Consider the following 14336-nt stretch of genomic DNA (forward strand, 5'->3'; position numbering starts at 1 on the left):
GGAACGCGGCTCCGGTCAGCGGGACATCCGGCCGGCGGCGACGGTGAGCGTACGGTGCAGCAGCCGGGCGTCGCCGAGCATCGCGCGCAGCCGTCGCTCCAGACCGGCGATCGGGATCAGGTTCTGCGGCGCGCGCGGATCCTTGTACGGCGACGAGGCGAACCGGGGCAGCGTCACCAGCGACCGGTCGGCCAGCGCGATCGCCTCCGACACGCTCAGCTCGGCGGAACACTCGACCCGGACCACCCCGGCCCACGGCGCCCCGCCGGTGCCGGGCAGTCGCAGGTACCACGAGTAGCCGCCCCAGGCGGTGTCGAGCCGGAACACCGGGGAGCGGTGGCCCGGCGCCAGCCCGGTCACCACGGCGCTGAGCCCGGCGTCCAGGTACTGGCTGTGCTGGGTCTTGATGTAACCGATGGCCCGGGGCAGGTCCCGCCGGTTGCGCAGCGGCCCGTCGACCACCAGCAGGTCGTCGTCGGTCCTGGCGCCCCGGGAGACCTCGACCTCCAGCGCGGTCAGCGGCCCCTGTACGGCGGCCGGCAGCTTGCTCAGCTCACCGCTGCCGCCGACCCGGTGCAGGGTGTAGCGGATCTGGCCGGCGAGCACGTCCCCGGCGGACGGGCTGGCGGTGAACAGCCCCCGGGCGACCCGGGCACCGGCCAACTCGGCGGCGCCGCGCCGCAGGTCGCAGCGGACCACCCCGGCGGCGTACGAGGCGGCGATGCCCGGGTACGAGGCGCCGTCCTGCTCCCGGGTCCAGACGCTGGCGTCGATCCGGCGCACCCCGTCGACGAGCAGCACCACGTCCGGCGGTGCCACCCCGTCGCGTACGCCGATCGCCCGCCACTCGTCGGCGGGCAGCTCGACGGCCGGGTCGACCGGCTGGCTGCTCGGCGTGGCCGGTCCACCGGCCGCCTCGAACGAGGCGCCGTAGGACGGGTCCCAGCCGTCGACGAAGATCCGTGGCGGTGCGGGGGGCCGCGCCGCCTCCGGCCCGGTCATCCGACCCGCTCCACCCGGGCGGTACGGGCGTCCTTGCGGATCTCGTACCGGACCGGCACCCGTTCGGCCAGCGCCGGTACGTGGGTGACCACCCCGACCATCCGGTCGCCCCGGGCGGCGAGTGTCTCCAGGGTGGCCGCCACGGTGTCCAGGGTGGCCACGTCGAGGGTGCCGAAGCCCTCGTCCAGCAGGATCGACTCCAGGCTGGCGGTGGTGGTGGAGAGACCGGCGAGCTGTTCGGAGAGGGCGAGCGCCAGGGCCAGCGACGCCTGGAACGTCTCCCCGCCGGAGAGGGTGCGTACGCCCCGACGCAGCCCCGCGTCGTGCTGGTCGATCACGTAGAACTCGCCCTTGTCGTGGGTGAGCTCGTACTGCCCGCCGGTGAGGTCGCGCAGGATCCGGGAGGCGCCGTCGACCAGCAGGTCGAGCGCCTCGGCGAGCAGCCAGCGTTCGAAGTTGTTGGCCCGCAGGTGCCCCGCGAGCGAGCGCGCCCGTCGGGCCGCGCTCTCGTGCTCGACCCGTTTCGCGGTGAGCTGTTCGGCCTGCTCGCGTCGTTCGGTCAGCCGCCGTACCTCGCCCTCGGCGGCCACCACCGCGACCGCCGAGGCGGCGACCGGATCGGTCTCGCCGCCGACCGTCCCATCGGCCAGGCCGGCGGCGGCGAACAGGGCGCCGATGCCGGCGGCGACGCTGTCGGTGGCGGCCCGCGCGGCGGTCTCCTCGGCCGCCAGCACCTCCCGGTCGGTCCGCCGCCGGTCCGCCTCCTGCCCGGCCCACCGCTGAAGCTCCGCCCAGGCGGCGGCGAGATCGTCCCGGTCGGCGGCCGGTGGACCGAGCCGGGCGATCCGGTCCCGGGCGGTGTCGAAGCCCCGGCCGGCGAGCCGGACCCGTTCCTGGGCCGCCTCCACCGTCGCGCCGGCCCGCCGGGACGCCTCCCGGGCGGTGCGCACCGCTGTGCCGGCCTGGTCCAGCCGGCCGCGCAGCTTCTCCAGCGCGCCCAGTTCGCGGCGCAGGGCGGCCGGGCCCGGTGAGTCGGCCAGCCGGGTGTCCAGTTCGGCCAGTGCCGCGCCGAGCTGGTCGTGTCGGGCCCGGGCCCGGTCGAGGTCGCGCTCCAGCGCGCGGGCCGCCCGGTCCCGCTCGTCGAGCAGCTTCCTGGCGGCGTCGGCGGCGGTCCGGGCGGCGTGCCCGGCAGCCTCGGCGGCGCTGACCGCCGACCCGGCCGGCACCGCCGGCACCACGTGCACCTCCTGCTCGCAGACCGGGCAGGGCGCCCCGGCGGTCAGGTGGCCGCGCAGCGCGGCGGCCCGGTCGGCGGTCTGCGCCTCCTGGTACGCCCGCCGGGCCGCCTCCAGCTCGTCGGCGGCCCGAGCAGCGTCGGATCGGGCCCGCTCGACCGAGGCCAGCGCGGCGGCGTGGTCGGCGTCGGCGGCGGCCAGACCACCGCCGAGCGTCTCCGCCTCGGCGGCCACCCGGTCGCGTTCGGTGTGCGCCTGGAGCAGCAGCCGCAGCGTGGTCGGGTCACCGGCGGCGGCCAGCTCACCGCGTACCTTCTCCTCGTCCTCCTCGGCGAGGGTGACCGCCGAGGCGGCCTCGGCCGCCCCGGCCCGCGCGTCGGTCACCGCCCGGGTCACCTCGGTCACGTCGGCCGGTGGGTGGATCCGGTCGAGTTCGGCGAGTTCGCCGTCGAGCGCGGTCAGCCGGTCGGCCACCGCCCGGGCGGCGCCTCGGGCCCGTTCCAGTTCGGGTACGGCGGCGCGGACCTCGGCGTCGAGCCGGCGCATCGTGTCGAGGTGTTCGGTGGCGGCGGCGAGGGTCTGCTCGTCGGTGTCGGTGAGCCCCCTCAGCACCTGGTCGACGCCGGCCAGCCGTCCCTCGGCGGCGACCGCCCGTCCCGTCGCGGCCTCCTGGACCTTCTGGTAGACGCCGAGTCCGAGCAGGTTGACCAGGATCTCCTGCCGGGCGGCCGGCTTGGCGTGCAGGAAGTCGGCGAACTGCCCCTGCGGCAGCACCACGCAACTGGTGAACTGCTCGTACGGCAGGCCGACGGCGACCAACACCGCCTCGTCCATCTCCTTCGGGGTCCCGGCGACCACCTCACCGAGATCCTCCGGGCTCATCCCGGTGTCGAGCTTGGTGACGTCGAAACCGTCCGGCATCCGTTGCAGCCCCGCGTTGCCGGTCTTGACGTTGCCCCGGCTGTCCCGGCGGACCACCCGGGTCGCCACGTAGCGCGAGCCGGCGGAGTCGAAGACCAGCCGGACCCGGGCCTCGACCGAGGACGGGGCGAGCGCGTTCGCGATGCCCCGGGTGCCGCCCCAGCGGGGCACGGTGCCGTAGAGCGCGAAGCAGATCGCGTCGAGAATGGTGGACTTGCCCGAGCCGGTCGGCCCGACCAGGGCGAAGAAGTCGGCGTCGGTGAAGTCGATGGTGGTGGGTTCCCGGAAGACGGTGAATCCCGCCAGGTCCAGCCGGAGCGGACGCACTAGCCGCCCACCTCCTCGTACAGCTCGTCGAACAGGTCGCGTACGCCGTCCTCGTCCGGGCCCCGGCTGTCCAGGTAGTCGCCGAACAGCTCCCTCGGCGAGCGCCCGGCCCGGGGCGCCGCCCGGGTACGGCTCGCGGCGGCGAGCAGCTCCGGGTCGATCCGGACCTCCAGCGCGTTCGGGAGCAGTGCCTGCACCTCCTCGCGCAACCCGGCCCGGGGCGTCTCCCGGACCAACACCCGCAGCCAGCCCTCCGGCGGCTCCAACTCGGCCAGCTCGGCCAGGGTGCCGCGGACCGTACGCAGCGGCGCGGCGGCGGTGATCGGCACCTCGCGCACCCTGGCTGCGGTGCTGGTGCTCACCTCGACCACGGTCACCGAGGGCCGGTTCTCCTCCTCGCCGAAGTCGATCGCCAACGGGCTGCCGCTGTAGCGGATCGGTGCCGGGCCCTGCACCTGCTGCGCGCGGTGCAGGTGACCGAGGGCGACGTAGTGGGCGTTGGTCGGGAAGACCGTCGCCGGCACCGCGTAGCCGAGTACGGTCTGCGACTCCCGCTCGCCGCCGCCGGCCATCGCGCCGACCACGGTCAGGTGGGCGGTGACCAGGTGCACCCGGTCCGGTTCGGTGAAACTCTCGGTGAGCCGCCGGAACAACCGCCCGACGTGGTCGGCGTAGGTCTGGTTCGCCTCGGCGGCGGTCAGTTCGTACATCTCGGTGGCGCGGACCGCGTACCGCTGGGACAGGAACGGCAGGGCGACCAGGCGCCACCGCTCGCCACCGGCGGTGACCCCGTCGACCAGGTGCTCGTCCGGAGTGTCCCGGACGCTGCCGCGCAGCGCCACCCCGGCCGCGTCGGCCCACGGCCGCAACGCGTCCAGCGCCGGTCCGTTGTCGTGGTTGCCGCCGACCGCGACGACCTGCGCCCCGGTGCCGCGCAACGCGGTCAGGGCCCGGGTGACCAGCCGGGTCGCCTCCGGGGTCGGCGCGGCGGTGTCGTAGAGGTCACCGGCGACGATCACCAGGTCCGGTCGCTCGTCGCGGGCGACCTCGACCACCTGGGCCAGTACGGCCACCTGTTCGGTGACCCGGGACTGTCCCTTGAGAACCTTTCCGATGTGCCAGTCGGAGGTGTGCAGGATCTTCACGGCGGGGTCCTCAGAACGGGATGTCGTCGTCGGTCAGCGCGCCGGCACCGGAGCCGACGACCGCGAACGGGTCCGCCGCCTGGGTGATCGAGCGCAGCGTCCCGGACGGGGCCTGACCGGCCTCGGAGACCCGGGTGGCCCAGGCCGGGAAGGGGAACTCCAGGCAGAGCGGGACCGGGATGTCCGGCTGGTTGACGAACATCGTGCCGGGTTTGGCGAGCAGCGCGCGCTGGCGCTGGGCCGGGGGGAGGAAGCCGTACTCGGGGCGGGACGCCTCGGCCGGGTCGAGCCGGCCGACCACCCGGATCGCCGAGTTGGTGACGATCCGCCGTTCGACCTCGCTCGCGGTCTGCTGGGCGCCGATCAGGATCACACCGAGCGACCGGCCCCGTTCGGCGATGTCGAGCAGCACCTCCTTGATCGGGGAGGAGCCCTCGCGCGGGGCGTACTTGTTCAGCTCGTCGAGTACGACAAAGAGCAGCGGCTTGGCGGTGCCGGTCTTCTCCTTGTTCTCGAACTCGGTCTTGAGCGTCACACCGACCACGAAGCGCTGCGCCCGGTCCGGCAGGTTGTGCAGGTCGACGACGGTGACCTGGGCGCTCTCGGCGGTGTTGATCCGGTGCGGCCGGCGGGTGGCCAGGTCGCCCCGGATCAGCCGGGCCAGGTCCTTCTTGCTGTTGATCAGGCGTCGGGCGAACGCGTTCACCGTGCCGGTGTTGATCGCGCTGCCGGCCCAGGTGGAACGGGTCTCCTCGTCGGTGAGCTGCTCCACGATGTGGTCGACCAGGTCCGGGTAGGAGTGCACCCGGACCCCGTCGATGCTCACCCCGCCGTCGGCCGGCTGGGCGTAGCGGTGCAGGTGGGCGGTGACCGAGTGGACCACCATCGTGTACTGCTGGCGTTCGTCGTCGGCGTCGGCGAAGACGTACGGCAGCAGCCGGTCCCCGCAGAACTCGGTCAGCGTCCAGTAGAAGCTGTCCACCCCGGTCAGTCGACTGCTGACGTCCGGGGTGCCGGTGGCGTCGCCGGCCCGGGGCGGGGCGTAGACCCGCACGTCCGGGAAGGCGCCGGCACTGAGCCCGAGCTTCGCGTACGCCGCCGTGGTGGCGGCGTCCAGCCGGGTGTTCGGGTGGTCGAGGAAGAGCAGGTCCTCGCCCTTGACGTTGAAGATCAGCGCCTTGGCGTTGACCGCGTCGCCACCGAGCACACCGGAGCGGAACACCGAGTAGAGCAGGAAGGTGGCAAAACTGGTCTTGGTGGCCACCCCGGAGATGCCGGAGATCGAGACGTGCGCGCCCCGGGTGCCGTCGAGGAAGTCGGCGTTGAGGAAGACCGGCACCCCGTCCCGGCCGGTGCCCATCGGCACCCGCCGTTCCATCCGGTCGAAGTGCAGCGCCGAGTCGCGCGCGTCGCCCTGGGCCCGGTGGACCAGCGCGCCGGGCGAGGGCGGCACGTAGAACTCCGGGTCGACCCGGGTGGTGGTGATCTCGGCGGCCTCCTGCACCTGGGCCGGCAGGGTGCCGTCGGCGATGGCGAAGACGTCCGAGTCGAACTGGGCCCCCTCGTGCCGGGCCCGTACCTGGGTGACCACCCCGGCGATGGTGATCGGCTCCCGGTCGGGCAGCTCACGCCGGGTCACCACCACGTCGTCGAGTTGCAGGTAGCTGTCCGGTCCGACGGCGGTCCAGAACTGCAACGGGGTGGCGTCGGCGGTGCCGAGCACCCGGCCGACCACCTCACCGGGGTCCTCCGGGCCGGTGCCGGCCAGCGGGTCGCTCATCGGCGGGCCCCGGTCGGGCCGGCGGCCGGGACCCGGACCGGGGTCGGACCGTGGCACATGGCCGGTTGCCGGATGAAGATCGACTCGCGCGGGAGATACAACACGAGATGCATCCTGCCCCACCCGTACGACAGGGTGCCAAGTCGACGCGCCTGCCGGGCAGCGCGGGTCGCGCCACCGGTGGCGGGTGTCACGCGGCGTCCACCCGCCGTCGCCGGGGTGACGCCGCCTGCCGCGCGGGTCACCCCGGCGCGGGCGCCGGTCGGCGGGGGTCAGGTCAGGGTGCAGGCGACGCCGTTGAGGGTGAACGAGGTCGGCCGTCCGGTGTTGCCGGTGTGGGTGGCCTGGAAACCGATGCTGGTGGAACCGTTCGGGTTGATCGCGCCGTTGTAGCTGACGTTGCGGGCGGTCACCGCGCCGCTGCTCGGGCTGTAGGAGGCGTTCCAGCCGGAGGTGATGGTCTGCCCGGTGGGCAGGGTGAAGGCCAGGCTCCAGCCGTTGATCGGGGAGCTGCCCCGGTTGCTGATCGTGACGGCGGCGGTCAGCCCGGTGTTCCAGGCGTTGACGGTGTAGCCGACCGCGCAGGTGCCGCCGCCGGGAGGCGGGGTGGTCGGCGGCGTGGTCGGCGGGGGTGTGGTGGGTGGCGGGGTGGTCGGGGGCGGCGTGCTGGGCGGCGGCGTGGTGGGCGGCCTGGTGGTCGGCGGGGTGGTCGTGTTCAGGCCGAAGAAGCGGATCACCTCCGCCGCGTTCACCGGCAGGTTGTGCGGTACGCCCTGCATGCTGATCGCCTCGACCGGGGCGGTCGGGCCGCTGCCGCCGTACCTGGTCCGGGTGTGGCCGGACTGCGGGGTGTCGGTGAAGGTCGGTGTCTGGCTCAGGCCGTGGACGTTGGTCCACTGCTTGATCTCCTCGCCGAAGTTCGGGTAACGCAGCGTCTCGTCGTTCGTCCCGTGCCAGAGCTGCATCCGTGGCCGCGCCCCGCTGTACCCGGGGTACGCGTTGCGTACCAGGTCGCCCCACTGCTGCGCGGTACGGATCACCTGCCCGTTGGCGCACTGGCTGTTCCAGGTCGAGCCGTCGGTGGTGGCGAAGCAACTGTGCGGTACGCCCGCGAACGCGGCACCGGCCTTGAACACGTCGGGATAGTTGCCGAGCAGGACGTTGGTCATCATCGCGCCGGACGAGACGCCGGTCGCGTACACCCGGTCCGGGTCGCCGTTGTGGCGCTGCTGGACGTACCGGACCATGGAGAGGATCGAGACCGGGTCGCTGCCCCCGTCGCGGCGCAGCGCCTGCGGCGAGTAGACGTCGAAGCACTGGCCACTGCGGGTCGCCGAGGGGTAGATCACGATGAACCCGTACTGGTCGGCGAGTTGGGCGAACTGGGTGCCGGAGTAGAACGCGGGTCCGGTGCCGGTGCAGTAGTGCACGGCGACCAGGATCGCGGGGCGGGCCGCGACCCGGTCCGGTACGTAGAGGTGCATCCGCAGGTTGCTCGGGTTGGTGCCGAAGTTGGTCACCTCGGTCAGCGTGGCCGCCGAGGCCGGCGTGGCCACGGAGAGGCTGAGCAGCGCCAGCGCCGCCGCGATTCCGGCGGCGCCGAGCAGGCGGGCGAGTCGTCTCATGCGTCTTTCCTTCGTTCGGGGCGGGTCGACCGGCGTACGCCTTGCCGGTCGGGTGACGGTGGTGAAACATTCCGAAGTATGGATTGAAAGATTTCACCGCACAAGGCATCGATCAACATGAGTTTTTAGAGGTGGTTAAGGGTGTGGCGCCCGAAAACTTTCAGTTGAGGCGGGATGGGCGAGCGGGTCTCCGTCGGGCCGGGATAAACTGGACCCGTTAGTCCAGGCGAAGCCCGCCAGCCCAGGGAAAGCCCGTCAGTCCAGCCAGGGAGTCGCCGATGAACCGGACACTGACCCCGAAGGGCGCCGCGACCCGGCGGCGGATCATCGAGGGCGCCGCCACCGAGATCCGCGAACGCGGCATCGTCGCCACCACCCTCGACGACGTACGGGCCCGCACCGGCACCAGCAAGAGCCAGCTCTTCCACTACTTCCCGGACGGCAAGGAGGAACTGCTGCTGGCGGTGGCCCACTACGAGGCCGACCGGGTGTTGACCGACCAACAGCCGTACCTCGGTGAGCTCACCTCCTGGCCCGCCTGGCGGGCCTGGCGGGACGCGGTGGTGGCCCGCTACCGCGAGCAGGGGCAGCACTGCCCACTCAACCTGCTCGTCTCGCAGTTGGGTCGGAACACCCCCGGGGCCCAGGCGGTGGTGCACGAGCTGATCCGGCAGTGGCAGTCGGAGATCGCCAACGGGCTGCGGCACATGCAGGCCAGCGGCGAGGTCGACCCGGAGCTGGACGCCGACCGCAACGCCTCGGCCCTGCTCGCCGGAATCCAGGGTGGGGTGACGATGATGCTCGCCACCGGGCAGATCGACCACCTGGAGGCCGCGCTCGACATCGGCATCGGCAACCTCCACCGGGCCGCCCGCCCCTCCCGGTGACCAGCGGTCGCCCCCGGTCGGGGTCGCGCAGGGCGACGAGTTGGTCGGGTACTGCCGTCGCCGGAGGCCCGATAGCGTGGGACGGTGGACGTTGCCGCAGACCTTCCCGAACCGAGCGCCGCACCGGCGGTCGCGACCACGTCGCCGGTCGAGGCGTCCGGTGACGATCTGGTCGTCGCGTCGCTCGCCGAGCGGATCGACGCGCTCCTCTTCCTCGACCGGAGCCAGGAGCAGGTCACCGAGTTGCTGGTGGACGAGATCGCGGACTGGGCGGCAGGGCGGGGCTGGCGGGTCTACCGCCGGGCGGCCAGCGTGCTCCCGCTGCCCCCGCCGTACGCGCACCGGCAGTCGTTCCTCGACGTGGCCTGTGCCCGGCCGGACGGCCCACCGTTGGCGATCGAGGTCGACCGCTCCGACCGTCGCCGGTCGGTCGAGAAGCTACTGGCCGAGGCGGGCGCGGGCCGGGTGCCGGTCTGGATCCGCTGGGGAACCCGGGCGATCGAGCCGCCACCCGCACCGATCCGGCTCGTCACCTGCCCGGTGACCGCCCGGCGCGGCCCCGACCCGAAGGCCCGGCTCTACTCCCGGCTGCCGGTACGCGAGGAGCGTGCCGCGCCCGAGCACGCCACCGCGACGTTCCGGGCGGACGAGCAGACCGATCTCTTCGCGCCCGGCGACTCCACGGCCTCCCGCTGACGCGTCCTCGCCTACCGGTCCTCGCGTACCAGCGCCCCGCCCACCAACGTCTCGCCTACCAGTGATCCCGCCTACCAGTGATCTCGCCTACCAGCGCCAGGCGCGCCAGGCCAACCGGTCGCGGTGGGCGCCGAGCGTGGCCGTGACCTGCCGGGCGAGCCGACCCAGCAGCGGGGCGGCGAGCCAGAGCAGGAGCAGGGCGTAGAAGGCGAGGGTGCCGCGTTGCAGCGCGGTCAGTTCGGGGGTTTCCACGAACGGGTACCACAGCGGGCTGAACTCGGGCGTGAAGTGGCAGAGCGCTTCCAGGTGGTAGTTGTTCTCGTAACAGGTCCACGGCCGCAACTGGCTGAAGACCAGACTGTTCGCGGCCCCCCAGACCGAGAGCGCGACCGCCAGCAGGGTGGCCAGGTTCGCCCAGGGGCTCGCCCGCTCCGGCTCCAGACGTACGGCCAGCGCCAGCGCGGCGGGCAGCATGGCGAACAGGAAGAACCTCGGACCCCAGTACATGCCGCCGTACCAGCCCCACCAGCGGGCGTAGAGCAGCACCAGCCCGGCCACGAACGTCGCCCAGAGCAGCCAGACCGTCCACAGGCCCGGCCCGGCGTCCCGTAGCCGCTGCCGGACCGGGAGGAACAGGCCCGGGGTGAACCAGAGCAGGCCCTTGCCGAACGAGAACAGGATGGCGACCAGACCGAGCAGGAACGGGTACGAGAACCCCGGCTCACCCGAGTACGGCATGACCGTCGCGCCGCCGCCGTGCCCCGCGTACGAGCTGTGCAGCGGGTCGCCGAAGCGCCACCACGCCTCACCGGCGATCAGGGCGGCGGCGACCGGCAGCGCCGCCAGGTAACGCAACCGGCGTCGGAGCAGGCAGAGCACCCCGACGACCAGTCCGAGCGCCACGATCGTGCCGGGGGTGTTGGCCACCCCGAGCACCACCGCCACCCAACCCGCGGCCCTGGTCGCCCACCTGGTGTCCGGCAACGTCACGGCGAGCAGCCCGACGCCGACGGCCATCACGGTGAACACCTCGCCGTAGAAGTCCTGTACGTGCGCGGCCACCATGCTCGCGCCGACCAGCAGCAGCAGGAGCCGCCGGAGCGGGCGGGCGGCCAACCGGCCCTGCAACAGGGCGTGGACCGCCCCGAGCCCGAGCATGAACAGCAGGTAGTTGTACTGCACCAGCCAGATCTGGGTGTTGCCGTACCAGCGCCCGACCGCCCAGAGCGGGGTCGCGAAGAGCGGCCCGATCATCGAGTACGGCGTACCCGGCAGGTGTCGCTGTTCGAGCAGCTCGATCAGGGCCTGGTAGCGGGCGAGACCGTCGCCCATCATGGCCGGCTTCGGGCTCACCGCGAGCAGCACCACCCCGATCGCGAGCAGGCTGGTCTCCACCCAGCCCGCCACCCGACCCGCCCTCGACGTCCCCTCCGCCCGCCCCGGCGTCCCCTCGGCCTCGGCCGCCTCCGCGACGGGTGTGGTCATCGACGGTCTCCTCGTGGCGGTCGGCGGGGTGGGGCCGAAAAGTCGCGGGTCGGAGCCGAAAGATCGGCCCCACGCAGACTGTCAGGAAACCGTCACCCGTTCTATAGGCGAACGTTGATTGATGTCGACCGGGTGGATGAGTCTCCGATCGGGCGCCCGCCCGTCCTGCTCAGTCCCGTACGTAGCGGAACAGCAGCGTCGACTCGGCGGCGAGCAGGTGCCGTAGCCCCATCCCCCTGGGCGGGCTCGGCGTCCCGGCGGTGATCCGCCCCGCTCCCGCGCCGGCCAGCAGCGGTGCCACCGTCAGGCAGACCTCGTCCACCAGGTCACGGGTGGTCAGCGCGCCGAACAGGTACGGACCGCCCTCGCAGAGCAACTGCCGCAGGCCACGGCGCTGCAACTCGGCCAGTCCGGCGGCCAGGTCGACCCGGTCCACCAGATCGATCCGGTCGTCCTGGTCGACCAGCCCGACCTGGTTGACCAGGCCGATCTCGGTGGACTCCTCGAACCGGCTCTTCGGGTCCATCGGGTCGGCGCTGACCCGGACCAGGTCCGCGACGGCGGTCAGCCCCGGCGGCGGGGTGGACCGGCCGTGGGTGAGCACCACCGGGCGGACCGGGGCCTCGGCGAACGCGGCCTGCCGGGGGTCGAGGTCGAGTGCCCCGGAGACCACGACCAGGGTCGGGTACTCGGCCAGCCCGTGCGCGCGCCGCCAGGCCCGGCGGCGTTCGTCGAGGCGTACCGGGCCGTAGTTCTCCTGCCGTAGCGTGCCGGCGCCGACCACGAGGGCGTCACAGAGCATCCGGAGTACGCCGAAGACGCGCTTGTCCGGCCCGCTGGAGAGCCCGGCGGAGAAGCCGTCGACCGCGACCGCACCGTCGATGCTCGACACGAAGTTCACCCGCAGGTGCGGCTGCTCGGTCCGGCCGTACAGCGCGGCGAGCGCGGCGTCGTCCAACGGTGTGTCGTCCGGGGCGGGCCAGAGCCGCAGGATCGGCGTCCGGGGGTCGGTGATGGGGGTCGGCTGGTTCATTCGCCGGCCGGTCCGGTCACCGGTGGGGTGGGCGTCGGCAGCCGGTGCTGGCAGTCGCACCAGTTCCGGCCGGGGCACTGGTCATGCCGCCGCTCGCGGCACGCTCGGCAGATCATGTCGAAACCCTATGCCGTACGTCGGCCCGGGGCGCACGGGTCGGCCGGGTTGCCCGTACGACCGGTGGTCAGCCGGCCGCGCCCCGACGGTCGGCTGACCTCCATCCGATCATGGCGGCTCGACTAGCATTGTCTCGCATGGATCTCAGTCGGATCGCCGCCTCGCGTACGTGGCGGCTGGCGATCGGGTTCGTGCTGGTCATGGTGGCCGGGGTGCCGGTGGTGGCGGTCTCGGCCTCGGCGGCGGAGAGCCTGACGGTGGCCGGTGCGCTCGCCGCCCAGGACGGCCGGTCCGCCCCGGTCACCGGCTACGTCGTCGGGCAGCCGACGGCCACCGACACGGTGCTCCGGTCCGGTTTCACCGGTGACACGGCGATCGCGATCGCCGACTCGGCGGCCGAGACAGCCACCGCGCGAATGCTCTACGTCCAGGTGTCGGCCCCCTACCGGGGCACCTTCGGACTGCGCTCCAACCCGGGACTACGCGGGCGGTCGGTCACCGTCACCGGGACCCTGACGGCGTACTTCGCGCACGGTGGTTCGAAGGACCCGACCGCGATGAGCCTCGGCGGCTCGACCCCCGCGCCGACGCCCAGCCACACCCCGACGCCCAGCCACACACCCACGGCCGGTCCGACCGCGACCCCGCCCGCCGGTGACTACGACCGGACGTACTACGCCAGTGCGATCGGCAAGACCGGCACCGCGTTGCGTACCGCCCTGCACGACGTGATCAGGGTGCAGACCAGGCTGAGCTACGACCGGGCCTGGGAGGCGTTGAAGGACACCGACCAGGACCCGGCCAACCCGGGCAACGTCATCCTGCTCTACAGCGGGCGTTCGCAGAGCAAGAACAGCAACGGCGGCGACCCGGACGACTGGAACCGCGAGCACGTCTGGGCCAAGTCGCACGGCGACTTCGGCACCACCACCGGCCCCGGCACCGACGTGCACCACCTGCGGCCGGAGGACGTGTCGGTCAACGCGGCGCGGGGCAACAAGGACTTCGACAACGGCGGCTCCCCGGTCGCCGAGGCGCCGGGCAGCCTCAGCGACGGCGACTCGTTCGAGCCGCGCGACGCGGTCAAGGGCGACGTGGCCCGCATGATCCTCTACATGGCGATCCGGTACGAGGGCGGCGACGGTTGGCCGAACCTGGAGCCGAACCAGTCGGTCGACAACGGCAGCGCACCGTACATCGGCAAGCTCTCGGTGCTGTTGCAGTGGAACCAGGCGGACCCGCCGGACGCCTTCGAAAAGCGGCGCAACCAGGTTATCTACGACGAATGGCAGGGCAACCGCAACCCCTTTGTCGACCACCCGGAGTGGGCTACCGCGATCTGGGGCAACTGAGCCGCTACCGTCGGAAGCCGTGAGCGAAGGAACCCCTCTCGCCTCCGGTCGGGACGCCGACGTTTTTGCCCTCGACCAGGCCAGGGTGCTGCGCCGCTACCGCGACGGCGGCGACACCGCCCCGGAGGCGGCCGTGATGGCGTACGTCGGGGCGGCCGGCTACCCGGTGCCCACCGTCTACGCCGCCGACGGCCCGGACCTGGTGCTCGAACGACTCGACGGCGAGACCCTGCTGGCGGCCATGCTCGCCGATCGGGTCGACGTCGACAGCGCCGCCGGGCTGCTGGCAGAGCTGCACGAGCGCCTGCACGCGCTGCCGCCCCGGCTCGGCGCCGACCCGGGGGACCGGATCCTGCATCTCGACCTGCACCCGCTCAACGTGCTGCTGACCCCGCGCGGACCGGTGGTCATCGACTGGCGCAACACGACCGAGGGACCGGCAGACTACGACGTCGCCATGACCGCGCTCATCTTCGCCGAGGTCGCGATCGGTGACGATGCCCGGCTGGCCGACCCCGGCCGGCTGGCACTGGCCGCCTTCCAGCGCCATGTCGACCCGCCCCGGTTCAGCCAGGCCCGCCGGGCGTTGGCGACGCGTCGGATCAACCCCACCCTCTCGGTCACGGAGAAGGCGGTCCTGGACCGTGCCTTCGCCCTGATCCGTACCCGCCCCGACTGACCGTCCGGACTGGCCCGTCCCGGCCCGGCCGTGCTGACGTTGGGTAGCCTCG

General features: G+C 72.9%; 12 protein-coding genes. 5 read left to right on the forward strand and 7 right to left on the reverse strand.

From position 1 onward, the window contains the following. Positions 1–15: 15 nt before the first annotated feature. From ACI2K4_RS08925 to ACI2K4_RS08945, 5 genes are all read right to left on the reverse strand, one after another. Positions 16–1002 (reverse strand): hypothetical protein, encoded by a 987-nt coding sequence (locus ACI2K4_RS08925; RefSeq protein WP_404509863.1) that lies wholly within the window; start codon positions 1000–1002, stop codon positions 16–18. Next, on the reverse strand, positions 999–3485 hold the full coding sequence (locus tag ACI2K4_RS08930) for an AAA family ATPase (protein WP_404509864.1): 2487 nt from the start codon (positions 3483–3485) through the stop codon (positions 999–1001). The genes ACI2K4_RS08925 and ACI2K4_RS08930 overlap by 4 nt, the downstream gene beginning before the upstream one ends. Then, positions 3485–4630, reverse strand: coding sequence for an exonuclease SbcCD subunit D (locus ACI2K4_RS08935; RefSeq protein WP_404509865.1), 1146 nt, complete (start codon positions 4628–4630; stop codon positions 3485–3487). The genes ACI2K4_RS08930 and ACI2K4_RS08935 overlap by 1 nt, the downstream gene beginning before the upstream one ends. 10 nt (positions 4631–4640) lie before the next feature. Next, positions 4641–6410, reverse strand: coding sequence for an ATP-binding protein (locus ACI2K4_RS08940; RefSeq protein WP_404509866.1), 1770 nt, complete (start codon positions 6408–6410; stop codon positions 4641–4643). 272 nt (positions 6411–6682) lie between these two features. Next, positions 6683–8035 carry a PHB depolymerase family esterase gene (locus tag ACI2K4_RS08945; protein ID WP_404509867.1) on the reverse strand — a complete coding sequence of 451 codons (1353 nt, stop codon included), beginning with the start codon at positions 8033–8035 and terminating at the stop codon, positions 6683–6685. A 278-nt stretch (positions 8036–8313) separates the two neighbouring features. Here ACI2K4_RS08945 and ACI2K4_RS08950 point away from each other — a divergent pair, with 278 nt between their 5' ends. Both ACI2K4_RS08950 and ACI2K4_RS08955 read left to right on the forward strand, forming a co-directional pair. Next, positions 8314–8922, forward strand: coding sequence for a TetR/AcrR family transcriptional regulator (locus ACI2K4_RS08950; RefSeq protein ID WP_404509868.1), 609 nt, complete (start codon positions 8314–8316; stop codon positions 8920–8922). Between the two features lie 84 nt (positions 8923–9006). Then, the gene (locus ACI2K4_RS08955) at positions 9007–9618 is read left to right on the forward strand and encodes a hypothetical protein (RefSeq protein WP_404509869.1); all 612 of its coding nucleotides are present in this window, start codon (positions 9007–9009) and stop codon (positions 9616–9618) included. Positions 9619–9705: 87 nt separating this feature from the next. Here ACI2K4_RS08955 and ACI2K4_RS08960 read toward each other — a convergent pair whose 3' ends face one another. Together ACI2K4_RS08960 and ACI2K4_RS08965 are read right to left on the reverse strand one after the other, a co-directional pair. Continuing rightward, positions 9706–11103: a hypothetical protein gene (locus ACI2K4_RS08960; protein WP_404509870.1), complete on the reverse strand. Its 1398-nt coding sequence runs from the start codon at positions 11101–11103 to the stop codon at positions 9706–9708. 169 nt (positions 11104–11272) lie between these two features. Further along, complete coding sequence (locus ACI2K4_RS08965; protein WP_404509871.1) at positions 11273–12136, reverse strand: pyrimidine reductase family protein; 864 nt, start codon at positions 12134–12136, stop codon at positions 11273–11275. Positions 12137–12250: 114 nt separating this feature from the next. Here ACI2K4_RS08965 and ACI2K4_RS08970 point away from each other — a divergent pair, with 114 nt between their 5' ends. Genes ACI2K4_RS08970 through ACI2K4_RS08980 form a run of 3 tightly spaced genes read left to right on the forward strand, consistent with a single transcriptional unit; the run spans position 12251 to position 14284 of the window. After that, a complete protein-coding gene (locus ACI2K4_RS08970) occupies positions 12251–12379 on the forward strand; it encodes a hypothetical protein (RefSeq protein ID WP_404509873.1) in 129 nt (42 codons plus the stop codon). An 11-nt stretch (positions 12380–12390) separates the two neighbouring features. Continuing rightward, on the forward strand, positions 12391–13605 hold the full coding sequence (locus ACI2K4_RS08975; protein ID WP_404509874.1) for an endonuclease: 1215 nt from the start codon (positions 12391–12393) through the stop codon (positions 13603–13605). Positions 13606–13624: 19 nt separating this feature from the next. Continuing rightward, the gene (locus tag ACI2K4_RS08980; protein WP_404509875.1) at positions 13625–14284 is read left to right on the forward strand and encodes a phosphotransferase; all 660 of its coding nucleotides are present in this window, start codon (positions 13625–13627) and stop codon (positions 14282–14284) included. The last annotated feature ends 52 nt before the right edge of the window (positions 14285–14336 follow it).

Source organism: Micromonospora sp. NPDC050397, assembly GCF_044901685.1.
GTDB lineage: Bacteria > Actinomycetota > Actinomycetes > Mycobacteriales > Micromonosporaceae > Micromonospora_G.